The organism is Bartonella sp. MR110HLJHH (assembly GCF_042194225.1).
Taxonomy (GTDB): domain Bacteria; phylum Pseudomonadota; class Alphaproteobacteria; order Rhizobiales; family Rhizobiaceae; genus Bartonella; species Bartonella grahamii.
Map to the genome: position 1 here is coordinate 87,136 of NZ_JBHIMQ010000004.1, position 23,301 is coordinate 110,436.

At 35.9% G+C, this 23,301-nt stretch carries 17 protein-coding genes; 5 read left to right on the top strand and 12 right to left on the bottom strand.

The features are described 5' to 3' along the window. The first annotated feature begins 312 nt into the window (after positions 1-312). Complete coding sequence (locus ACFIKB_RS04105) at positions 313-1,203, top strand: metallophosphoesterase family protein (RefSeq protein WP_375635730.1); 891 nt, start codon at positions 313-315, stop codon at positions 1,201-1,203. A gap of 1,348 nt (positions 1,204-2,551) precedes the next feature. Here the strand turns inward: ACFIKB_RS04105 and ACFIKB_RS04110 are convergent. From ACFIKB_RS04110 to ACFIKB_RS04165, 12 genes are all read right to left on the bottom strand, one after another. Continuing rightward, a complete protein-coding gene (locus ACFIKB_RS04110) occupies positions 2,552-3,370 on the bottom strand; it encodes an outer membrane protein (RefSeq protein WP_375644858.1) in 819 nt (272 codons plus the stop codon). Between the two features lie 685 nt (positions 3,371-4,055). Further along, positions 4,056-7,001, bottom strand: a complete 2,946-nt coding sequence (locus ACFIKB_RS04115) for a bifunctional [glutamine synthetase] adenylyltransferase/[glutamine synthetase]-adenylyl-L-tyrosine phosphorylase (RefSeq protein WP_375635732.1) — start codon at positions 6,999-7,001, stop codon at positions 4,056-4,058. 77 nt (positions 7,002-7,078) lie between these two features. Further along, on the bottom strand, positions 7,079-8,461 hold the full coding sequence (locus ACFIKB_RS04120) for an ATP-binding protein (RefSeq protein ID WP_375635733.1): 1,383 nt from the start codon (positions 8,459-8,461) through the stop codon (positions 7,079-7,081). Then, the gene (locus ACFIKB_RS04125; protein ID WP_012754868.1) at positions 8,458-9,144 is read right to left on the bottom strand and encodes a response regulator transcription factor; all 687 of its coding nucleotides are present in this window, start codon (positions 9,142-9,144) and stop codon (positions 8,458-8,460) included. The genes ACFIKB_RS04120 and ACFIKB_RS04125 overlap by 4 nt, the downstream gene beginning before the upstream one ends. A gap of 72 nt (positions 9,145-9,216) precedes the next feature. Continuing rightward, positions 9,217-10,728: a Do family serine endopeptidase gene (locus ACFIKB_RS04130; protein ID WP_375635734.1), complete on the bottom strand. Its 1,512-nt coding sequence runs from the start codon at positions 10,726-10,728 to the stop codon at positions 9,217-9,219. Positions 10,729-10,898: 170 nt separating this feature from the next. Then, the gene (locus ACFIKB_RS04135) at positions 10,899-11,366 is read right to left on the bottom strand and encodes a cytochrome c-type biogenesis protein CcmH (RefSeq protein ID WP_375635735.1); all 468 of its coding nucleotides are present in this window, start codon (positions 11,364-11,366) and stop codon (positions 10,899-10,901) included. A 1-nt stretch (position 11,367) separates the two neighbouring features. Further along, a complete protein-coding gene (locus ACFIKB_RS04140) occupies positions 11,368-13,347 on the bottom strand; it encodes a heme lyase CcmF/NrfE family subunit (RefSeq protein WP_375644857.1) in 1,980 nt (659 codons plus the stop codon). Positions 13,348-13,354: 7 nt separating this feature from the next. Then, entirely contained in the window at positions 13,355-13,834 is a 480-nt protein-coding gene (ccmE, locus tag ACFIKB_RS04145) for a cytochrome c maturation protein CcmE (RefSeq protein WP_375635737.1), read from the bottom strand. A gap of 297 nt (positions 13,835-14,131) precedes the next feature. Continuing rightward, the gene (locus ACFIKB_RS04150; protein WP_375635738.1) at positions 14,132-14,905 is read right to left on the bottom strand and encodes a tetratricopeptide repeat protein; all 774 of its coding nucleotides are present in this window, start codon (positions 14,903-14,905) and stop codon (positions 14,132-14,134) included. Positions 14,906-15,151: 246 nt separating this feature from the next. Continuing rightward, positions 15,152-16,570, bottom strand: coding sequence for an ATP-binding protein (locus ACFIKB_RS04155; RefSeq protein ID WP_375652892.1), 1,419 nt, complete (start codon positions 16,568-16,570; stop codon positions 15,152-15,154). Further along, positions 16,570-17,235 (bottom strand): response regulator transcription factor, encoded by a 666-nt coding sequence (locus tag ACFIKB_RS04160; protein WP_012754861.1) that lies wholly within the window; start codon positions 17,233-17,235, stop codon positions 16,570-16,572. Before ACFIKB_RS04160 ends, ACFIKB_RS04155 begins: the two co-directional genes overlap by 1 nt. A 21-nt stretch (positions 17,236-17,256) precedes the next feature. Next, positions 17,257-17,493 (bottom strand): hypothetical protein, encoded by a 237-nt coding sequence (locus ACFIKB_RS04165; protein ID WP_375628179.1) that lies wholly within the window; start codon positions 17,491-17,493, stop codon positions 17,257-17,259. A 348-nt stretch (positions 17,494-17,841) separates the two neighbouring features. On the opposite strand from ACFIKB_RS04165, the gene ACFIKB_RS04170 reads away from it, so the two are divergent. From ACFIKB_RS04170 to ACFIKB_RS04185, 4 genes are all read left to right on the top strand, one after another. Then, the gene (locus ACFIKB_RS04170; RefSeq protein WP_375652893.1) at positions 17,842-19,992 is read left to right on the top strand and encodes a transglycosylase domain-containing protein; all 2,151 of its coding nucleotides are present in this window, start codon (positions 17,842-17,844) and stop codon (positions 19,990-19,992) included. 17 nt (positions 19,993-20,009) lie between these two features. Next, positions 20,010-20,606 (top strand): DUF1214 domain-containing protein, encoded by a 597-nt coding sequence (locus tag ACFIKB_RS04175; protein ID WP_375652894.1) that lies wholly within the window; start codon positions 20,010-20,012, stop codon positions 20,604-20,606. Further along, on the top strand, positions 20,599-21,138 hold the full coding sequence (locus tag ACFIKB_RS04180) for a hypothetical protein (RefSeq protein WP_375652895.1): 540 nt from the start codon (positions 20,599-20,601) through the stop codon (positions 21,136-21,138). The genes ACFIKB_RS04175 and ACFIKB_RS04180 overlap by 8 nt, the downstream gene beginning before the upstream one ends. A 528-nt stretch (positions 21,139-21,666) precedes the next feature. Continuing rightward, entirely contained in the window at positions 21,667-22,452 is a 786-nt protein-coding gene (locus ACFIKB_RS04185; RefSeq protein ID WP_375652896.1) for a DUF1499 domain-containing protein, read from the top strand. Positions 22,453-23,301: the final 849 nt, after the last annotated feature.

Here is a 23,301-nt window from a genome sequence, read left to right on the forward strand (position 1 = left end):
TTGCATTTTATACTGAATAATTAGATTTTTTATGATAATGTGTAGTCGTATAAAAGCTATTTAAAAGTCTTAAAACTTTATGATCATCATTTTAAAGTCTATCCCATCATACAAAAGACATATCAATTGCCAAGAATGATATGTTGTATTATGTTGCTCTTTTCATAAAAAATACAATACAGCGTTAATTCTTCAAAGAATTTTCTCATATTTTCAACAAGCTATTTTTCATTTTACAATCCTTCTTGCCTTTAAGTATCAACTTATCTTATGCTTATGCTCTAAATCATTTTTAATACTCTACGAGCTTTTATGTTTTATCTTGCCCATATATCGGATGTACATCTTTCCCCTCTCCCGCAACCTTCCCTTTTTGAACTTTCTGGAAAGCGTCTTACCGGTTATCTGAATTGGCAAAGAAAACGTAAGAGTCAAATGGTAACAAATGTCCTAGAAACTTTAATAGATGCCTTAAACAAAAAAAAACCTGATCATCTTGTGATCTCTGGTGATCTTGTGAATCTTGCTCTAGATAAGGAATTTGAACAAGCACATCGTTGGCTACTTAACTTAGGACAACCTCAAGATATTTCCTTGACATTTGGAAATCATGACGCCTATGTCCGCGGTGCTTTCCAAAAAGCATGTACTCTTTTTAAACCTTGGATCACAGGTGACGTCCCTCAAAAAAGCGCCTTTCTTTTTCCTTATATGCGCATTCGCAAAAATGTCGCCATTATAGCAACTTCTTCAGCCATCGCGACACCACCTTTTCAAGCTTCTGGTTATTTTGGTAAAATACAAGCGCAAACTTTACCACTCTTTTTAAAGGAAGCAGCACAGCGTAACCTTTTTCGTGTCGTCATGATTCACCATCCCCCCTTTCCCAAGGCAACATCTTGGCATAAAAAACTACGAGATATAAAACGTTTTCTAGACGTTATCAAATATCACGGTTGCGAACTTATTCTTCACGGACATACTCATTTACCTACATTGAATTACATTGAAGGACCTATAAAAAAAATTCCTATTGTTGGTGTTCCTTCCGCATCACAAGCTTTTGGTGATAAAAAACCACCCGCAGGCTTTAATTTATTTTCCATTGAACGCTTACAAAATCAATGGCACTGCCAATTGCAACGTTATAGCATTATAACCCCCCAAAACGAGATTGCATGTACTGAAACAATTAATCTTTAAACACCTTCATAGTTGCCAAAACAACCAAAAACGAAAGTATTTTTATTTCATATCCCTTTGGAAATCATAATTCTTATTTCTCTTTAAACGACAAAGTTCCACTTTCTCTGTCGATAAATCAATTTCTCTCAGAGAATTCCATCTGCTACCCCTCTTATATGACTGGCTTTACAAACTCATTGGTTTACTTCCTTCCCGTCCTAAAGGACGAAAATTTCTACCACACCTGATCTATAAATAATCCAGATTCTTGTCGCACGGATTCCACCTGCTAATTGTGCATGTGATTTGCTTCACAAAGCTCTACACACAAATCCCGCCTTGAATTTCATCATACACTCCTCCAAAAGCATCTAATGCATAAAATCCTTATATCACTACAGTGATGATATTTTATAGAATAATAGAGAAGCTTATTCAGCTTCTATACCTGAAAATCAATGACTAAAAAATCCCAATAATAACTAAAGTATATAATTTCAATAACCCAACCTATTTGTAATTGATAAACAAACGATGCTGATTGATTTATCGTAAATAGATTTGAAATTATTCTCTCTTATTTCACTCGACATTTATTATCGTACATTTAAAAGATTTATAAAAAATTATAGATTCTATTTCGATAACAGGCATAGGTAACAATGTTTTTTATGTCTCGATAAATTTCTAATTTTCTATCTATTTTTCCTATAAATCACTTTATAATACTCTTTATAATTATTTTATTACTATAAATTATTATTTATAATATTAAATAAAATATTTTACGATAACGAAAAACAGAAAAGTCGATTGTATGAAAGGTATTTCAAATAAAACAAAACGCCATTAAGTTGCCAATTCATGTGTTTGTTAAAAAAGCATCTTTTAAAGCACCCAAATCCATTTCCCCATGGCACCTATGAATAATGTGATGATAAGTCCATTTAGTAGCACCATCTTTACATTTATGAAAAAGCAAACTAGTATCAATATGAAAAAGCAAACTAGTATCAAATCTCACACTTTGCCACCCCCAATCTAGCGACAGCCTTTGGCACTTGAGATGGTTCATAAGAGGCATTTTTATTCTTTCTTTAATGTTTTTTATCTCACGGCTCTCCCTCCTTTGACGTACAAAAAACATGGTTTTGATTGGTTCAACATGGTATAGGTTAAAAATGAGAAAATCTTATGATACTTGGGGCTCTCACTCAACATAAAAAGGTAAATTATATTTACAAATCAAAGTATTGTTCGAATAAAATAGTAGCTCTTTTGAGTGAAGGATATTTTCCAGCACATATCTAAAAAATAAAAGCCTCATTCGAAAATGAGACTTTTGAATTTTTAATTCTGCAAAAATTTAAAATTTATAAGCTACACCTACGCGGAAATCGTTTGTCTTGTAGCCCATTTCAAATTTATCATGCACGAACTTCTTTTTACCAAAATCTGAATAACGGTATTCTGCACGCACAATAACATTATCAGTCATTGCAAAATCAACACCACCCCCGAGGGTATAACCAATCATGGTCTTTTTTTCGTCATGCAACCAATCAGAAAAATTAACTGCTCTGTTGTTGCTATCAGCAACTAACCCAAAAATATTCTGAAGCTGCGTATAAGCAACCCCTCCAGAAACATAAGGCATCACACGCTCAATCGCAAAACCAACTTTCACCCGCGTAGCACCAGCCCATTTTTGTTTTAAAGTATGGCGTACAGCTTCAATAGGTATTGCCGAATCCTCCTCATGAGAATCTCTTGTTAGATTTGTTTCTTCTGAAGAAGCTTCTTCAGTTTGACTTTTTTTTGGTCGATTAATATCTTTTGTACTCTTTTTATCAGACCACATAATATCCGTATCAATACCTATAATAAAACCATTATCGATATCAATATTGGAACCTGCATAAACTCCCCCTATAAAACCAGAAAGTTTAGGTAAATCCTCCTTTCCAATTGGATTCCATATCCCCGTCTCATCTTTTAAATAACTTGCAGTTGTTTTACCTGAAAAGCTACCAATCTGTCCTCCAAGATAAAATCCTGTCCAAGAAAAAGCAGGAACTGCAATAACAGGAACAGGCTGTTCAGGAGTAATGACATCCGCCGCTTGTACTACAGAAATTGAAATTAAAGAAAAGATAGATGTTGAGACTAAATACTTTGTAATCATAATTGCTCCCCTAAAAGCTAATGTGATACATAAATAATAGTAAATCGTTTCACATTTTTTTTAAAAAATCTATAGCAAAAATGACACAGTTACAAAAAATAAAAGTAGTTTTAATAAATAATATTATAAAAAACTTTAAATATGCTTTGTATTTCCATTAATTATTACATATTATCTTTTATAGCTTCATATTAATCATTATTATCCATAATTATACAAATAATTATAATGTCATTTTTTTGAAAAAATGAGGTATGTAATCAATAAAGATTTTTATCATATTGATTTCAATATGTTGGTATTATTAGTGTAATGAGACATAATCTCTATAAGTTTTTATATAAATCTGTACGATCAAAATACTCTTGCATATATTCTTGTGTTGAATATCTCTTAATTCATAAATGTATCTGATATACTGCTGCTTAATAAATGACCCATATGCTTTTTCATATACAGGAGATAAGATTCATAAAGAATATCATTCACTAATCTCGTCACTAATCGCTTTTTGTATAAAGAATGACACCTAGAATGGCACATTTAACAGAGAATTTTTTTCATCACACTTGAGAAATCAGTAGAGAACTTCACTCTAACCCTCTCAAGCGTGTAATGAAATAAAAGACAAAAATTAATATATAAAAATGGAATTAATAATTTTTATTATTCTTATAGAATTATTTTAATGTTTCATGATTTTTGTAAAAACTGAACAGACCAATTGCCCAGTTTCTGCAATTAACTTTTCAACACGAAGCAAATCAGGTTCCCCAACACTATTTAACAAAAGGTCACTTAATCCAGGTGGCATATTATTGGGATCAAGAGAATCATTTAAGCAAAGCCGTATAATTTGACTCAAATTTGTATAAAGACGATAGGCATAATGTAAATCAGCAATACATGACTGATTAAGAAAACTGTTTGGTAAGTGATCTAAAATATCAGCTGTTGTTGCTCCAATTTGAAACTCAATGACATGCGTAATAAGAGAAAATTGAGCAATAAACTCCAAATCCATAATGCCACCAGACATCGTTTTTAAATCCCATTGATTTTTTGGCGGCTTTTCTTTTGCAATCAAGGAACGCATTTCACATACTTCTTTTGCAACTTCCTTCTTATCACGAGAAATAGCAATAATTGCACACACTTCATTTTCTAGCTTTTGTAAAAAATCAGGATCTCCTGCAATGCCTCGAGCCCTTGTTAAAGCAAGATATTCCCATATCCATGCTTCTTGGCGATAATACTTTTTAAAAAATGGAAAAGAAACAGCAACAGGTCCTTTATTGCCTAACGGCCGTAACCTTAAATCAACGACATAAAGAACACCTTGGCTTGTAAGAGTGGATAAAGCAGAAATGAGGCGCTGTGCTAAACGCGTATAATATTGAGAGATATAAAGAGGCTTTTCTCCATCAGATATTTCTGCATCATCATCGTGTTCATAAAGCAAAACGAGGTCAACATCGGAATCTGCCGTCAATTCGCGACTTCCAAGCTTCCCCATACCCAATATGCCAACACGCCCCCCTTTAACACTACCATGAAGACGAGAAAATTCCTCTTGAACGGCAGCAAATGTTTTTGTAATCATAAGATCAGCAAGCGCAGTAAAAGCAAAACCCGCTCTTTCTCCTGTAATTGCACCATTCAAAATTCGAATACCAATCAAAAAACGTTGTTCATCTGCAAAAATTCTTAAATGATCGAGAATTTCCTCATAAGGAAAGATATTTTCAAGAAAATATTCAAGCCGTTTTTCTAAATACGTTTTTGTTGGTAATTCTGAAAGAATATTCGGATCTAACATTCCATCAAAAACATGGGATCTGCGTGTAATAATTTCTGCAAGACGTGGAGCAGCGCCCATAATAAGGACAAGCATATCCAAAAGAGAGGGATTAGACTGCAAAAGACTAAAAAGCTGAATTCCTGAAGGTAAGCCCTGTAAAAAACTATCAAAACGCAACATCGCCTCATCAGCTCGTTTTGTCCCACCAAAAGCTTTCAAAAGAGCTGGTGTTAATTCCGTTAATCTCTCGCGTGCTTCGGCTGATTGCGTTGCTTTATAACGACCACAATGGAGAGTACGCATAATACGACAAATATCACTTGCTCTTTCAAAGCCTAAACGGCTTAACGTTATTAATGTCTCCGGATCATCTTCTTCACCTGTAAAAACTAAATTACCAATTTCTAAACCAAGTTCTTGCTCATTCTCAAACAGTGCTGCATAATGTTTTTCAACAACCTGAAGTGTTTTTAATAAATCACGGATAAAACTGCTGCTGTCTTGATAACCCATTAAATAGGCAACACTTGTGAATTGAGCAATATCATTTGGAAGAAGGTGTGTTTGTTCATCGAAAAGCATCTGAATACGATGTTCCACATTTCGAAGAAAAGCATAACTTTTTATAAGGCTATTTCTGGTTTTCTCACTGATCCAACCAAGCGTGTGAAGTTCTGCTAACATTGCAACTGTCTGGCGTCCACGTAATTGAGGAAAACGCCCACCAGCAATGAGCTGTTGTGTCTGAACAAAAAACTCAATCTCACGAATACCACCACGACCTAACTTTATATTATGCCCATAAGCTGCAATTTGACCGTAATTTTTATGCGCATGAATTTGACGTTTGATCGAATGAATATCAGCAATAGCAGCGTAATCTAAATATTTCCGCCACACATAGGGAAAAAGCTCTTTAAGAAAGTTAAAACCTGCCCTCTTATCGCCAGCAACTGGACGTGCTTTAATCATGGCTGCTCGTTCCCAATTTTGCCCACGCCCTTCGTAATACCGCAAGGCAGTCCTTACTGGTAGAGCCAAAGGAGTTGATCCTGGATCTGGACGAAGCCGAAAATCAAGACGAAAAACATATCCTTCCGCAGTGCGTTCTTGAATGATACGGATTAATCGGCGTACCATTTTAGAAAATACGTCAACACTTTCAGAAAGATTACCAATATGAGGTGATGTTTCATCAATGAAAACAATAAGATCAATATCAGAAGAATAATTAAGTTCCCCTGCTCCTAATTTTCCCATCCCTAAAATAATTAAACCACAGTCTTTTTCTGGATTTTCACGGCTTAATAAATTGATCTTACCATGATCATGCGCTTCTCTTAATAGAAAACGCAGCGCTACACTTAATGCTGCTTCGCCCAAACGTGTCAACCAAACACATGAAACTTCGTAAGTAAAAACACCACTCAAATCAGCTAAAGCAATGAGAACATGCGCTTCTCGTTTTTTGCGCCTTAAAGCAGCCATCAATGAAGTTTCATTTATAGATTCATCCTTATCAATAGCCGTAATATCATCTATAATTTCGCTCAGCCTTGTTTCTATATCAACATTTAATAAAGCACTAAGATATGATGGATTGGCAATTAAAACCTCACGCAAAAAAGGAGATAAGGTCATAACCGAACTGATAAAAACTATCTGCGTTCCACTCTCTGAAATAAGGGAAACAAGCGATTCTAAACCTTCTTTCCGTGCTTGTTCTTCCATGTCTTTTAACCATTGGGAACCACTTTTATCGAGAGGGCATAAAGGGAGAAGCTGTGTTTTTAAAAAAGCTTGTTTCGTCTGCGCTCCCTTGAAAAGCATTTTGCCTTCCTTTCTATTGCTTTATACTTTTAAAATAGTTGTTACGTATGAAAAGAGAAAAGTGAAGAAAAATGTCTTTAAGGAAATAACAAAACAGCCCTAAGCCCTGGATTTGCATTTTCAAGTAACAATTCACCCCCGTGAAGCTTCATAACTGCTTTTGCTATACTTAAACCAATCCCAAACCCAGGTTGTGTACGGCTTTCTTCAAGACGAACAAATCGTTCTGTCACTTTTTCAAGTTTATCCTCTGCTATTCCTGGTCCATTATCACTCACAACAACTAACAAATGTTCATCACGATATTCCATTGATAAGCAAACCTCCGCTTTCCTTTTACCTTTAGAAGCATATTTAATGGCATTATCTATAAGGTTAAAAATTGATTGTGCAACAAGCTCACGATTCAACTTAAGCTCTTTATCAAATATATTCCCCAACCGAAGTAAAACACCTGACTCTTCAGCAAAAGGTTCGTAAATCTCAACAGCATCTTCAAGGATCAGTTTCATATTCATCATTTCAAGATGCTCAATTGCACTGCTGGCCTCAATACGTGAAATCATTAAAATCGCATTGAACGTACAAATAAGTTGATCTGATTCTGCAATAACCCTATCAAGGACCTGACGATATTCAAGCTTTGTCTTATTTCCTGAAAGCGCTTCTTCAGCGCGATTTCTAAGACGCGTTAACGGCGTTTTCAGATCATGAGCAATATTATCTGATACTTGACGTAAACCAATATTTAACTCTTCAATGCGGTCTAACATAACATTAAGATTAGTTGACAATCGATCAAACTCATCCCCTACTCCAGAAACAGGTAAACGCCCACTGAAATCACCATCCATCAGGCGCTGTGATGCAGCCGTTACATGATCAATCCTTTGTAAAGCTCTCCTGCCAACAAAAAACCATATGAGTAAAGCGCCTCCAACCATTGCAGCAAGTGCAATGATCACAGCTTTACGAATAACCACTGCAAAACGTTCTGGCTCATCCAAATCGCGTCCTATAAGAATCTTCATAGCATTAGGTAAATCAACAATAACCGCCAAAGCGCGATGTTCACTTGTTTTGCCATGTTCTCCAAAACGAGAATACAAAAAAGAGGTAGAAATAAAACCACTCTGATTCAAAAGACCTAATTCAATACGTGCTACATTTCCTGCTAAAATACGCCCCATAGAATCCGTGACAAGATAAAGAAATGCTCCTGGTTGTCTTGAACGATAATCAATAGTGCGCATTAATAAGGATAATCCCCCATAATTATAAGCATTTTCAATATACTTTAATTCTTCATGTAAAGCCTGTTCAGTTTGCTCTGTTAACAATGAAGCAGAAAATGCCGTCATATAAATAGAAAGCCCTGTTGCCACCAAGCCAAACAATAAAATATAAAGTGCTGAAAGCCTTAGCGCCGTCGTGCGCATTATATTAATCAAACGATTCATGCTTTGTTATCTGGTGCTTTCAGCATATATCCAGCTCCACGCACGGTATGGAGAAGGGGAACATCAAAATCTTTTTCAATTTTGGCTCTCAAACGGGAGATATGGACATCAATGACATTCGTTTGTGGATCAAAATGGTAATCCCAAACATTTTCCAAAAGCATAGTGCGTGTAACAACCTGCCCCGCATAGCGCATCAAATATTCAAGTAAACGAAACTCTCGTGGTTGCAATAGGATGTTTCTATCACCCCGTTTTACCGTATGTGCTAGCCGATCAAGTTCAAGATTACCTACACAATAAACAGTTTCTGCTTCTTTAGGATTTTTCCGCCGTTGTAAAACTTCAACACGCGCAAGAAGTTCAGAAAAAGCATAAGGCTTTGTCAAATAATCATCTCCCCCTGCACGCAACCCCGTTACACGATCATTAACTTGCCCTAAAGCCGAAAGGATAAGAACCGGTGTTTCATTGCCTTTAGCGCGCAATTCAGCAATAATAGAAAGGCCATCACGATGCAAAAGCATTCGGTCAACAACCATAACGTCATAATTTTCCGTGGTCGCTAAAGCGTATCCCGTATCCCCATCATAAGCAACATCAACAGAATGCCCTACTTCCAAAAAAGCCTTTTCGAGATAATGCCCCGTCTCATGATCATCTTCAATAACGAGTATCTTCATAAAACGTATCTCCATTATTTTATTATGTTGTAGGACAAACATTTAATAAACATTTGTCCTACAACTAAAGCCTTATTTTTTCAAAATTGGAAGAGCAACAAAACGATTTTGATCATTTGTTCGCACTTGTAAGAGTATAGCCTTTCGTCCTAACTGCTGAGCATTTTTGATTGTGCTAACAATATCAGAGACTTTTTTAACCGGTTTATTATTTACTGTCACAATGATATCTCCAGGGCGTATCCCTTTATCTGCAGCATCTGAATCGGTATCGACATCCGTTACCACAACCCCTACACCATCATCAGAAGGTATAACAATCAGACCATAATCTTCCAATGTTTCATCTAAATCACCCCGTTCATTTGAATGTTTTGAAGCCTCTTTCTTACTTTCATCTTCAGACATTGAAGCGAGTTTAACCTTGATACTTTCCTCCTTACCTGATCTCCAAATCCCTATGGTTACCGTTTCTCCTGGTTTAATATTTGCAATACGTTTCGCCAGATCACGCGCATCAGCAACCTTTTCATTATTCACGGAAATAATTACATCACCCGCTTTAATACCAGCCTTTTCTGCCGGCCCTTTTAACGGATCAGTGACCAAAGCACCTTTGGCTTCTTTCAAACCTATTGAATCGGAAATCTCCTTTGTTACCGGCTGAATCTGAACACCTAACCAACCACGTTGAACTGAACCTTTTTCAATAAGTTGTTGTACAACCTGTTTTACAGTCGCTGCCGGAATAGCAAAAGCAATCCCAACATTTCCTCCAGAAGGAGAAAAAATTGCTGTATTAACCCCAACAACCTTTCCATTAAGATCAAATGTTGGGCCACCAGAGTTTCCTCTATTAACAGCAGCATCAATCTGAATAAAATCATCATACACACCAGTGCCAATATCACGTCCACGTGCAGAAACAATACCTGCTGTCACAGTTCCACCAAGACCAAATGGATTCCCAATGGCAACAACCCAATCCCCAACACGAAGCTTTGAATCATCACCAAAATCAACATAGGAAAATTTTCTTTTATCACTTACTTTTAATACGGCAAGGTCGGTTTTGGGGTCTTTCCCAATAAGCTTTGCGTTCAATTCTGTACCATCATCAAGAACAACAGTATAACTTGTTCCGTCAGAAATCACATGATCATTGGTTACAATGTAACCATCAGACGAAATAAAAAAACCCGATCCAAAAGCAATAGGACGGAGTCTCCGTGATTGGTGGGGAAATTTATTTTTAGGTTTATCAAAATCATAAAACTCTTTAAAAAATCTTTTCAAAGGATGTTGGTCTGGTAATTGATCAAATCCTGGACCACTAAAAAAGTTGCTAAAGAACCTATCTTCTTTCTTTTTATTGCTCTTTACTTGTACTGCTACAACTGCTGGTTTCACTTGAGCAACAATATCGGCAAATCCCTGTTGTTGCATTAACGAAGTAAATACAGAACTTGCATGAGCCTTTGTCATCAACAAGCTTGATGTACATCCACTAAAAAACAGTGCACTTTCCAATATCGCAGAAAAACTCACTGCGACAAACGTTTTAAAGAAAGCCTTTTTAATCATTTACTCTATGCTCCTATTCAATTATACCTTTATTCCAATTGCGATCACTTATAAAATACTAGACCTTACCGTTTTCTGTCTAAATTATTAAAGTTTTGTAAGGTTTCAGTATCCCCTAATATAATTATAATAAGATTGTATGCTCATTGCAGATGAGCCGATTTTTTCTTTTATGTAACATCTTTTTTAATGCAATGGCATTTTTGACTGTCTTTTTCATTCAGATAACTCATTATTTTCTCATGATTATTCCGTTTTAAGTGGAAAAATATGATATTTGTGCCAATGATGATGATGATCAAAGGCGAAAACCATAAAAACCAAGTTATTTTATTCAATGGTGGTTTCAAGAGAATAAATTCACCATATCGTTCAACAAGAAAGTCAGTGACTTGCTGGTTACTATAGCCCATTTTTAGCCTTTCCCGAATTAAAAGCCGTAAATCACGTGCTAGAGCAGCATCTGAATCATCAATTGATTGATTTTGACAAACCGGACAACGTAAATGTGATGAAATATGGCGTGCTCGCGCTTCAAGAACCTTATCCTTTAAAATCTCATCCGGCTCTACTGCTATTGCTAATCGAAAAGGAAACGTTGCAATTAAAAAAAATAAAATCCAAAGATTTTTTTTCATCTCAATGTCTTTTCCAAAAATTTAAAGCAAGCAGTACCCTATTGTACATGCCAATGCGAAACCAATACCCCAGAAGAGAAAGACATCCGCCTACAGCCATCATGAATGCCCCTAACCAAATACATATTACATAAGGCTTCCACCATATGTGTACAACAAGACCCCGATTATCGGTATGCCCTGGTACAATATATAGCTGCGATAAGCCATGATTTTGAAGACCAACTTCTGTTGTTGATGTATTTTGGCTTGAATAAAATCGCTTTGAGGCTGTTACATGACCCACAATGTTTTTATTTTCATATATTTTAAAATAAAACTCCATTGCCGAATAATTCGAACCAACACCTTCATACACTGCATCAAAATGAAGCGTTTTATCCGCTATCGTCACCCTATCCCCTACGTTCATGATTAAAATACGTTCTTGCCCAAAACTTGCCACACAAACAATACCAAATAATGTAACACCTAATCCCATATGTGCTATTGCTGCACCAAAAGTAGACCATGGCAATCCAAGAAATCTCTTAACGCGTATTGAAAAAGCTCTCTTGCCATATCCACTCTTTCCCCATAGATCCGCTAAACTGCCTAGAAAAACAAACGCTGAAAGCCCAATCCCTAAAACTGCAAAGATATCACGCAAAGATGTCGCATAAAATATTATAAAACAGACGATAGCAGCCAATACAAAAACAAACCATAACCGTTCAAAAACTGCAAGAAAATCACCGCGTTTCCATGCCGTCATTGTTCCAAACGGAACAAACAACAACAGCAAAATCATTAGCGGTCCACAGGTAAGGTTAAAAAAAGCAGCCCCTACAGAAATTTTTTGTCCTGTTAATATCTCAATAAAATAAGGATAAAGCGTACCAATCAATACTGTTGCTGTTATTGTTGTAAGTAACAAGTTATTTAAAACAATAAACCCTTCACGTGAAATTGGTTGAAAAAATCTTTCTGTTTTTAAAATAGGGGTGCGCAAAGCAAAAAGAAGAAAAGCCGCTCCCGTAAAAAAAAATAAAAGCGCAAGAATTGCTTGCCCCCGTGCTGGATCAACAGCAAAACTATGAACAGAAACTAAAAGCCCCGAACGCACAAGAAAAGTTCCCATCAGAGAAAGAGAAAAAGTAAGCAGCGCTAAAAACAAAGTCCAACTTTTCAATATTTCTCGTTTTTCGAGAACAAGAGCAGAATGTAAAAGAGCCGTTCCTGAAAGCCAAGGCATAAACGAAACATTTTCAACAGGATCCCAAAACCAATAGCCCCCCCATCCTAGCTCATAATAAGCCCAATAGGAGCCAACCATAATACCCAATGTTAAAAAACACCAAGAAAGTAAAAGCCACGGACGAATCCCACGCGCCCAAACTCTATCAACATGTCCCATAATCAATGCCGCAACGGCAAAAGAAAAACAGAGTGAAAAACCAACATAACCTAAATAAAGTAGCGGTGGATGAATTGCTAATGCGATATCTTGTAAAAGAGGATTGAGACCATTTCCCTGCAATGCTGGTGGATTCACACGTAAAAATGGATTGGATACAAAAAGAATAAATAAAAGAAAAGCACTTGTAATCCAACTTTGGCAAATTAAAACAAGCGTCTTAAAATCTTCTGGCAAATGTTGGCTAAAAAAGGCCATCAATGCACTAAAAAAAGCAAGACTTAAAACCCATAACAACATAGAGCCTTCGTGGTTGCTCCAAACACCGGTAATTTTATAGAGCATCGGTTTTTCTGAATGAGAATTCTCAACAACGTTCAAAACAGAAAAATCAGATACAACATAAGCATAAATTATCACTAAAAAAGATAAAAGCAGTAATGTAAAAGTGATATATGTTAGAGGAACAGCTGTTTGCATTAACAAACGCTCTCTCCACCAAAAACCTAAAGCAGGTAAGAACGCCCCTAATAAGCTTACTGAAAATGCTGCAGCTAAAAAAATATGACCCAGTTCGACAAGCACACTCGAATTATTTCTCCATAATGTAATGTTTTTTTAAACGATCAGCTGTTTCTTTAGGCATATAAGTTTCATCATGTTTTGCTAAAATACGCGTCCCTACAAAAAAACCCTGTTTATCGAAATGCCCTTCTACAATCACCCCCTGACCTTCACGAAAAAGATCCGGTAAGGCACCGTTGAAAACCACTTTTTCATGTTTTTTGTTATCCGTTACAAAAAAAATAACGCCTCTCTCTCCAACATATTGAACAGTCTCCTTTTCAACAAAGCCACCCAAACGCAAAGGGCGCCCCGTTAAAATATCTTCTCTTGTAATTTCAGAGGGCATTCTAAAAAAACTGACCGCATGACGCATTGCATACACTATAAGACTTGCTGCAACTGTCATAACCAAACAACATAATAATATGATCAGCAAGCGCTTTTTTTTTCGCTGCTCTAAAATAACCTTCAACGAAGAAGAATTCTTTAAAGATTGACTTTTCATAGACACTCTACGAAAAAATTAAATATGTTATAATGAGTATCGATATTTCATTTTTTAAGAGCTTTGCACATCTTCTACATAGGTGCAACTTTTTATCCAATACCTCACCTTTGCTAACAAGCTTATCAATATCTTTCTTCCTTTTTTAGTTTTACAACCAATTTTTATTTAACCTATAACCACTTATATCACGCTCTTTACATTCTTCATTTCTGTTCTTCAATCTTCTTCACAAACACCTACTTCTAAGAGATTACTTCTCTTGTCTTTCTAAACAGCATTTCTCTTTATATTTCATCATCTCAATTGGCGATGATTGCTTTTCTTTGTATGCTCACTCGATAAATCATGTAACTGAATCATCATTTTTTTAACACGTGATTGTCCTGAAAAATTTTCAGGCATTGTATCAAGAAAGCTTTGTAAAAATTGCACTGCCTGCGCAGTTTTTCCTGCTTGATGCAATGCATCGGCCAACAATAAACGTGGATAAAAATCTGTTGGCGCTAAATCTGCTGCTTTTTGAAAAGCATTTTGTGCTTCTTGTGTTATCACTCCCCCTTCATAACCAACCAATGCTAAACCATATCCTACAAGCCTTGGAGCTGTTTCTCCATTCAAACGAAGTGCGTCTAAATAAGTATTCACAGCCTCTTGAAAAAGGCTTTCTTCGAGATACCCTACCGCTAACGCATCTGCTAGCTTGCCATCATGAGGTGCACGGAAAAAAAGCACTTGTAAACGAATAAGCTTTTCTTGCTTACTAAGAGTTTTAGGATCCTTATCCATTAATTCGCTAAAAAAATAACTTTTCACTTCTGGACTGCCTGTCAGCCCATAAATATTCCATGTCATAAGAAGAACAAATAAAATACTTAAAGCCTTAAGAATATTTCTTTTTTTATAATGCATATAAAGCTTGTTAAACTCAATCGTATGCTTATGACTTCTATAACCATCCACGGTTTGAACTTTCCATTCTTTCTTTATCTCATCGTCAAAACGTAGTGAACGAAAAAGAATACTTGCCAGAAAAGTCAGAAAAAATGCTGCAAAAATTAATAAGAGCATATCACTTTTTTCCAATACGAACAGAGAATGTCTCGCTTACATTTTACCCTCTTCATGAGAAGAGTGATGTGAATTGATAAAAATTCATTTTTTCATGGAAAATATTATAAAATCTATTGTCCATTTTTCTTGTATATATCAACTAAACAAAGAAACTAAAAACAATGTTTCCCTACTCTTTATGTATTATCTGAAAATACTGCTTTACAAACTTTATAGACATTTCTTGCTTAAGGAGAAAATATGTTATTCTCCCATCTTAGGTAATAAAACTTTTGCATACAACCCACCCAAATCAGAACGTGATAAAAAGAGCTTGCCACCATATTCACTGACCATATCTGAAACAATTGCTAGCCCTAAGCCTGCCCCTAGTTTACTTTCATTAAACCGCCGCCCTCTTTTTAATGCTTCCTCCATTTTGTCTTCTGTTAAACCAGGGCCATCATCTTCTACAAAGATACTAAAATATTCTGTTTCTTCAACATTTTCTTCTAAACAACAAGAGATCAAAACCTTTGCTCGAGACCACTGAGTAGCATTTTCAATCAAATTCCCTATAATTTCTTCTAAATCTTCCTTCTCTCCAGAAAAAACAATATCATCAACATCCATAATAAATTGAATTTGTTTTTCAGGATTAAGCTTTTTCATAACCCGCACCAAACGTTCAAGCACACTGCGAACAGACGTATGATAGACAATACTATCGCATTGTGCTGCAATCCGCGCACGCTGAAGATAATGATTGATTTGAGCTTGCATTATTTGCGTTTGCTCTCTCAACAAACAAGCCTTTTCTCCGCGCATCTTATCTGTCTCATTCATAATCACGGATAGAGGCGTTTTCAATGAATGCGCAAGATTACCAACCTGTGTGCGAAATCGCTCAATAATACGCTGATTATTATTAATGAGAGCATTCATCTCTTGTACAAGCGGCATCACTTCGCTTACTAAATTCGTATTCACATAGTGAACTCTTCCTTCGCGAATATCATTCAATGCGCGTCGAATAAGCTTCAACGGTTGAAAACTAAAGAAAATAATAGCAATATTAATAAGAACACTCCCGATACCAAAACTCCAAAGAAAAATTTGCAAAGTTCGCTTAAATTCCTTTACTTGGGCATGAGCTTCATCGATATTCCCAACAAGCCGAAAACGTGCAATATGATTTTCATTATCAAGAACAACATCACTCTCAATCACTTGTAGCTTTTGACCATTGTTCCCCTTTATCCGATAAGAGCGAAAGAACTTATTGTCAAAAGGTATATCAACATCACTTGGTGTAAATATCTCGCCTGTTCCCAATGAGGGGGATGTCAATCTTCCTTTTAAATTATGAGATATCGCAACAACTTCCCAATACCATCCTGTTGTTGGATCAGAATAACGAATATCATCAATCCCAGCCCCTCCTCTCAAAGTACCTTCCGATGACACCGTCACTGTTGCAATAAGACTGTAGAGTTGAGCAGAAAGAATACGCTCTAGGCTTTGTTCAGTTGAACGTTTATAAAATAAAATACTTACTGCAGAAATCGATAAAAGAGAAATAACAACCCATAATGTTGATAAGACCATAACACGTAAACTGAGAGATCGAGTAATTACAAAAAAGAACCTCCTAGACCAATTATTCTTTTCGAAAGTATTCATTAATCACCTAGCGTTCTCACGCGATACCCCATTCCTCGAATAGTTTCAATCAAATCCACTCCAAGCTTTTTCCGTAACCGACCTACAAAGACTTCCACCGTATTCGAATCCTTATCAAAATCCTGATCATAAAGATGTTCAGTAAGTTCTGTTCTTGAAATGACCCTGTCACAATGATGCATGAGATACGAAAGCAGTCTGAATTCATAAGATGTTAGTTTAATCAACTGACCATCCACAAAAACACGGGACGTCTTCGTATCCAACAAAACATTTCCGCAACATAATGCACTTGTCGCATGTCCCGTAGCGCGACGAATTAATGCTCGTAAACGCGCCATCACTTCCTCCAAATGAAATGGCTTCACAACATAATCGTCAGCCCCAGCATCAATACCGTGCACCTTATCAGACCAACGGTCTCGCGCCGTTAGCATTAAAACAGGCATGGAGTGCCCTTCTTGACGCCATTTTTCAACAACACGAATACCATCAATATACGGTAAACCTATATCAAGTATCACCGCGTCGTAAGACTCTGTGCTCCCTAAAAAATAAGCCTCTTCACCATCGAAAGCACTATCGGAAACATATCCTGCACGTCTTACAGCTTCTGCTAATTGATGATGAAGATTCCGATCATCTTCAACGATTAAGATACGCATCACAACACCATCTGCCAAAGACTAATCAGCAGGAACAAAAAACTCAACACGACGTAACTTTTCCCCATTACGGGCTGGTACAACAATCACAATTGCACACATGCCCTTTCCATCCTGAACAACTGGGTTTGAACGGACGAGAACCCCGCTCTCTTGCGCAGCAACCTTCTTACCTACTTCAGCACACCCAGAAGCTAGAACAGAATCTGCTCCTAAAAAAGCTGCTATTATTACGAACAAGAATTTTTTTTTCATCATAAATATTTCACTAACCCACCTCTTCTCTTCCTTGATAAAGGATAAAAGAAATAATGGCTTTTTTGGGTCGATTTAAAAATCACAAATGGAAATAATTTATCCTCTATCTTACAGAAGAATGCATTAACATTACTTTAAATTTTTAAAAACTCAAAATAAAATATTTTTAATAATGAGAATAAAATTTATTAGATAAAATAATAAAATCTTAATACACTATCTTACGAAAAATGAATAATTCTAAAATAAACTCTTTCTCTGTTAGCACTATAGCAAAAAAATACTTCTACTCCATATAATTATCGTAGATTTGTTTGGTTGTATTTCTTTGCCATAGGCTCTCTTTAAATGTTTGATTTTTTTAAAAAAAAGAAAAGGCAACACCGTAAGCCATTTCACAGTCCTGCTCTCATTGAATTAGACGCACGATTAGATACAGCGCTTTATCACATTCGTTCTGCTAACAGTTTTTTCTGGAAAAAGGCAAAAATCATCTCACAAAATTTTCATCTTCAAGGATGGAAACGTTTTATCGTTGAAGTTCTCGATGAAATACTGACATTAGGGTTGATGGGATTTACTCTTTTCACTATTTTGGGCATTTCTGTTTTTGAACTGACCAAAACAGATTGGTCTTCTCCTAAAAACTTTTCCATTCTTTTTCTAGATCGCTATGGAAATTCCATTGGGCACCGTGGTGCACTGCCGGCAATCTCTGTCCCCGTTGAAGAAATGCCTGACACTGTCATTAAAGCGGTTCTTGCTACAGAAGACCGTCGTTTTTTCGATCATTGGGGTATTGATTTTCAAGGACTTACACGGGCAATTTCACAAAATATGCAAGCTAAAGGTGTAGTGCAAGGTGGTTCAACTCTCACACAACAATTGGCTAAAAATTTATTCTTAACAAACGAGAGAACCATAACACGTAAAATCAAAGAAGCTTATCTTGCTCTTTGGCTAGAAGCAAATTTTAGCAAAAAACAGATTTTGCAACTTTATCTTGACCGCGCCTATATGGGAGGAAACAATTTTGGTATTGCAGCAGCTGCAAAATTTTATTTTGGAAAAAACATACGTCATGTATCTTTAAGTGAATCTGCTATGTTAGCAGGACTCTTTAAAGCTCCAACAAAATATGCTCCTCATAGTCATCTCTTTGCAGCTCAAACACGTGCCAATGTAGTCCTTTCTAATCTTGTTAATAGTGGCTTTATGACGAAGAGCCAGATTATCAATGCGCATCGCCACCCTGCTAGGGCACTTCCCCAAATAGAAAATAATCAGGCTGATTATTTTCTTGATTGGGCATTCGAGGAAGTCAAAAAAATGCGTAATCAACTTCCAAGCCATAGTTTAATTATTCAAACGACCCTTGATCCGAATATTCAAAAAGCAGCAGAAGAATCAATTGCATATCATTTACATCAATATGGTCAACAATATCGCGTAACACAAGCTGCCACTGTTATACTCGATAATAACGGTGCCGTATGCGCAATTGTTGGAGGACTAGATTATAAAAAGAGCCAATTTAACAGAGCGACACAAGGCGGACGGCAAACTGGTTCTTCATTCAAACCTTATGTTTACGCAACCGCACTGGAACACGGACTTTCTCCCTCAACAATCGTTTTAGATTCTCCTATTAATTGGGGAGGTTGGACACCCAAAAATAATTCTGGTCGTTATTTGGGGAAAATTGATTTAGCAACAGCTTTAGCTTTTTCCATTAATACAGTCCCTGTGTATCTCACCTATCAATATCTTCACCGCGATACCCAACCCATTATAGATCTCATCAAGAATATGGGGATTAACGCGCATATTTTATCACACAAAACGATGGTTCTTGGCACTTCCAACATGACCCCCATGGATCAAGCAACTGGCTTTAATGTCTTTGCGAATGGCGGGATAGCTGGTAATCGGCATGGGTTCATGCAAATCAGAACAATCGATGGGCATGTGGTATGGGATTTCGAGCATAACGGAAATAAGTTACACCGAGTTCTCAGCAGACAATCAGCTGCCTATATGAACCAAATGATGGTGGGTGTCACAACACGAGGGTCTGGTAAGCGTGCTGCTCTGCCCATGACTCTTGTCGCTGGGAAAACTGGAACATCACAATCCTATCGTGATGCTTGGTTTGTTGGCTTTACAGGCAATTATACTGGAGCGGTATGGATGGGAAATGATAACTTTTCACCGATGAATCGTGCTTTTGGGGGTGGCGTTCCTGCCATGATATGGCATCGCATCATGCTTGCTGCACATCAAAATATCATGCTCAAACAGCTCTATGGTGTTAAAGATTCTCTCCTTCCTTATCAGCCCCCAGTACTTTCTTCCCATGCAGATTCTGAATTTTTTCCCCCGATACCCTCTACGCTTTCTCCTGAAACATTAAATATCGTGCGATTGATTAACAAAGATCTGAAAAAAACATCTGCAATTTCTTTGAAAATGAAAACAACTGGAGATTCAACATTTTGAATTCAAGATATTCACTAATGTTTTTTAATATCACCATTTTCTTTTTTATCTTCGCTTTTTCCATTTTATGTGGAAAACTAAGTGTCGATTATGTGCTCAATTCCTTTTCTCATTTTGAACGCTTTAGAATTGGAAAATGGAGTGCTTATCCAAAAATGGGAACCGCCAATATGGATCCCTATACCCGCGCCCGCACCGCTAAACAAGGCATTGTTTCACTCGGACGTACTGAAGGTATTCAATTCCAGATTTGGCAAGATAACCAAGGGCGTCCACTCCACTCTCGCTGTCATTATTTGCTCAAAGGAACCATCCCTGAAACCCGTCTTTTTACCCTTTATACAGCTGACAAATCCCTAAAGCCCTATACTTCATCCAAAGAAATACCTTTTGAACTCCATACGAACGCTGTTACTTATGAGCATGATGGCTCATTGCACATCAATATTTCACCTACACCGCAAGCCGGCAATTGGCTTGCAACAGTTAGTCAAAAAGAATTCGGGCTTATTCTTACCTTATACGATACCTCAATCATCTCTGCAACGGCATTACAAAAGCTTACAATGCCATCAATAGAACAAATTCCATCAGGACAAATAAATTGTGACTAGATTCATTTATATCGCACTTCTTGCAATCATTGGCGCTATTATCGTTCATATTTGCGTTCTCTTTCTCATCCCCTATTGGGCACAAAATAATATATGGACAGCACTTAAAAAATCCGGAGCCCCTTATCAATTTGTTGCTTTTACTCCCGATAATCCTATTCAACAATCTGCTGATCCACTCTTTCTTCTTAAAGTCTGCAGATTTAATCTTGAAAATGGACCTGTTCATTTAAAAGCTTTGAAAACACGACAATTTTGGTCACTCGCTGCTTACACACACAACGGAATTATTTTCTATAGCCTTAATGACCGAACAGCCCCTGATAATACACTCGATCTTATTATTGGAAAACCAATACAAATAATAGAACTCAAAAAATCAAAACCTAAAAAAAATGCTAATTCAGTTTTGGTTGCTAAAAATTTGAATGAAGGTTTTGTCATTTTACGTATTTTTGCTCCTTCTTCACTTGCAAAAAAGGAAAGTGAATCTTTCCTTTCATCTGCGACCTGCCGCATATTTTATGAATAAAAACGGACTAACCTCTCATTTGTACAACATCTTACTTTCTATACAAAATAAATGAAGCCTATCAAAATGATTGTCTTTTTCCTCTATTAATCGAATATTCGAATTCAGGTTTGTCTGATTGTAGATCCCTAAATTTTTTATTGAGATAGAATGAAATCTCTATTGCACATCATCATATCCTATTTGATACGCATTATCTGACAGAAAAAACTCCCCGCAATCAGAAGAGAAAAATCAAAATTCTAAATAAATATGCTACTAACAACCGTAAAACTTGTTATTTGAGTTTTTTCTTTTTATTTACAAACGTTTCCATAAAGTTCGCATCAATGACATGATAAACTATAGAAGAAATACTGATTACCTTCAATAAAGTGCGAAAATAATCGCTGGAAACTTATAAGACATTACGCATCCTTGACCTCAAAAATAAGTGCTTTATTTTTCTCTTATAAGCAGAAGCTTTTTGCAAGATATGCACTCTGAAAAAACTTGGCTTATAGTTTACAATTGAGGGGAAAAAACTTCATGAAGAAGAGATATGTTCGGTTCGTTGCAAGAGCAGCAGTATGGTCCCCTCGATTTGGTGGATTGGCGTTCTTTATTTTATTATTTTCAGTCATTTTACAACGTTTTTCCGTCATTAACGTAACTGATTTCATAATTTTGATAGGTATCTCTACTGGCTGTGTGATTATTTCTCTTTTTCTTGCTGTAAAAGCACTTTACAGCTTATGGGTCTATGGAGCCCTAGGAGGAATGAAAGCTTTAAAAGGAATCATTTATTCACTCATAACTGCTACACCATTGATGTTATTTTTTGGACTTTGGTTTACCTTACCGGCTCTTTACGATATTTCTACCGACACACAAAACCCGCCAGCTTTTTTTCGCACAATACGTCCCAGCGATGCTTTACCGCTCAAGAGTGTATTGACTGAACAAGCAGCAATACAGATCTCACAATGGACAGAACTATCGGGGCGCCGTTATGATGGTTCACCTGATCGTATTCGCGAATCTGTTCTCAATGTTTTAGCAGCCTATGATTGGCCTATTGTAGCGCAACGAGAATTCAAAGGCGAAGAAAATGAAATTTATATTGAAACGAGAGCTAAAACTTTTTACCTTGGTTTCATTTCAGACATTGTCATTCGTTTAACTGATGAAGGGGATACCACTTTTGTTGATATGCGTTCTGCTTCTCGTTATTTGCTAAGAGATTTGGGAACGAATGCTGCTTTTATTATCAATTTTATGGATGCACTTGATACAGAAATCGCCTCATTTCCTCTTTCTGAAGATAATGAGTAGAGGCTAGAAGTATAGTAAGTTACATTTACTAAATTAGCTTATTTCAAAAATAAATTTTGAGACGTGCGGAAACGAACAAATCAGTTATCGTCTCTCGACGGCCATAAGCATTACTGACAAGTTCTTTGAACACCCAAAAGCAACTTATAGCCTCTTTTTAGCGCGTGACATATAGATAAAATATTTGAATTCAAATTCTAAACTTAAATACTATAATTGATTTTACATATATTTTTTATGCTCAGAAATCTCATCATAAAAGTAAGAAAGAAGACTTCTCTAATAAGGAAATTAAGCATTTCTTACAGGCTTATTTTTCCAATGAAAATAGAAAAATATATCTTCATCAAGAAAGATGAAATACATTTATCATAAAATATGACGCATATGTAATATAGTTACAGAAAAATCAACAATAAAATACACATAAATTCATCTGTATTTTATAATAAATGATTATTGCAATTTCATAAAGAAATTTTATAATAATAAAATAAAAATTATATATAATTACAAATAATATAAACTTATTTAAATGAAAATCATTTTTATAAAACATAATTTAAATATAAATACTAATATCTAATATATTTAAACGCAACATAAATAAAACAAAACGCCAAAAATAACAAAAATAAACCACTAAATGTCTTAATCGCTTCCTTTATACTATTTTTCCAACTGTCACCACTGTATCTATAAATTAATGAAAATGAAAATATAAAAATAAATATTGAAAATAAAATATCAAAAACATTATTATATAAATATAATAAATAATCATTTTTCATATAAATAACGTATACAAATAAAAACTGTTATAGAAAGTAATATAACAAATATAATGAA

Coding starts and splice junctions, on each gene's coding strand:
- ACFIKB_RS04105 (WP_375635730.1), top strand. CDS start 313: ATGTTTTATCTTGCCCATATATCGGATGTACATCTTTCCCCTCTCCCG.
- ACFIKB_RS04110 (WP_375644858.1), bottom strand. CDS start 3,370: ATGATTACAAAGTATTTAGTCTCAACATCTATCTTTTCTTTAATTTCA.
- ACFIKB_RS04115 (WP_375635732.1), bottom strand. CDS start 7,001: ATGCTTTTCAAGGGAGCGCAGACGAAACAAGCTTTTTTAAAAACACAG.
- ACFIKB_RS04120 (WP_375635733.1), bottom strand. CDS start 8,461: ATGAATCGTTTGATTAATATAATGCGCACGACGGCGCTAAGGCTTTCA.
- ACFIKB_RS04125 (WP_012754868.1), bottom strand. CDS start 9,144: ATGAAGATACTCGTTATTGAAGATGATCATGAGACGGGGCATTATCTC.
- ACFIKB_RS04130 (WP_375635734.1), bottom strand. CDS start 10,728: ATGATTAAAAAGGCTTTCTTTAAAACGTTTGTCGCAGTGAGTTTTTCT.
- ACFIKB_RS04135 (WP_375635735.1), bottom strand. CDS start 11,366: ATGAAAAAAAATCTTTGGATTTTATTTTTTTTAATTGCAACGTTTCCT.
- ccmE (WP_375635737.1), bottom strand. CDS start 13,834: ATGAAAAGTCAATCTTTAAAGAATTCTTCTTCGTTGAAGGTTATTTTA.
- ACFIKB_RS04150 (WP_375635738.1), bottom strand. CDS start 14,905: ATGCTCTTATTAATTTTTGCAGCATTTTTTCTGACTTTTCTGGCAAGT.
- ACFIKB_RS04155 (WP_375652892.1), bottom strand. CDS start 16,570: ATGAATACTTTCGAAAAGAATAATTGGTCTAGGAGGTTCTTTTTTGTA.
- ACFIKB_RS04160 (WP_012754861.1), bottom strand. CDS start 17,235: ATGCGTATCTTAATCGTTGAAGATGATCGGAATCTTCATCATCAATTA.
- ACFIKB_RS04165 (WP_375628179.1), bottom strand. CDS start 17,493: ATGATGAAAAAAAAATTCTTGTTCGTAATAATAGCAGCTTTTTTAGGA.
- ACFIKB_RS04170 (WP_375652893.1), top strand. CDS start 17,842: ATGTTTGATTTTTTTAAAAAAAAGAAAAGGCAACACCGTAAGCCATTT.
- ACFIKB_RS04175 (WP_375652894.1), top strand. CDS start 20,010: ATGTTTTTTAATATCACCATTTTCTTTTTTATCTTCGCTTTTTCCATT.
- ACFIKB_RS04185 (WP_375652896.1), top strand. CDS start 21,667: ATGAAGAAGAGATATGTTCGGTTCGTTGCAAGAGCAGCAGTATGGTCC.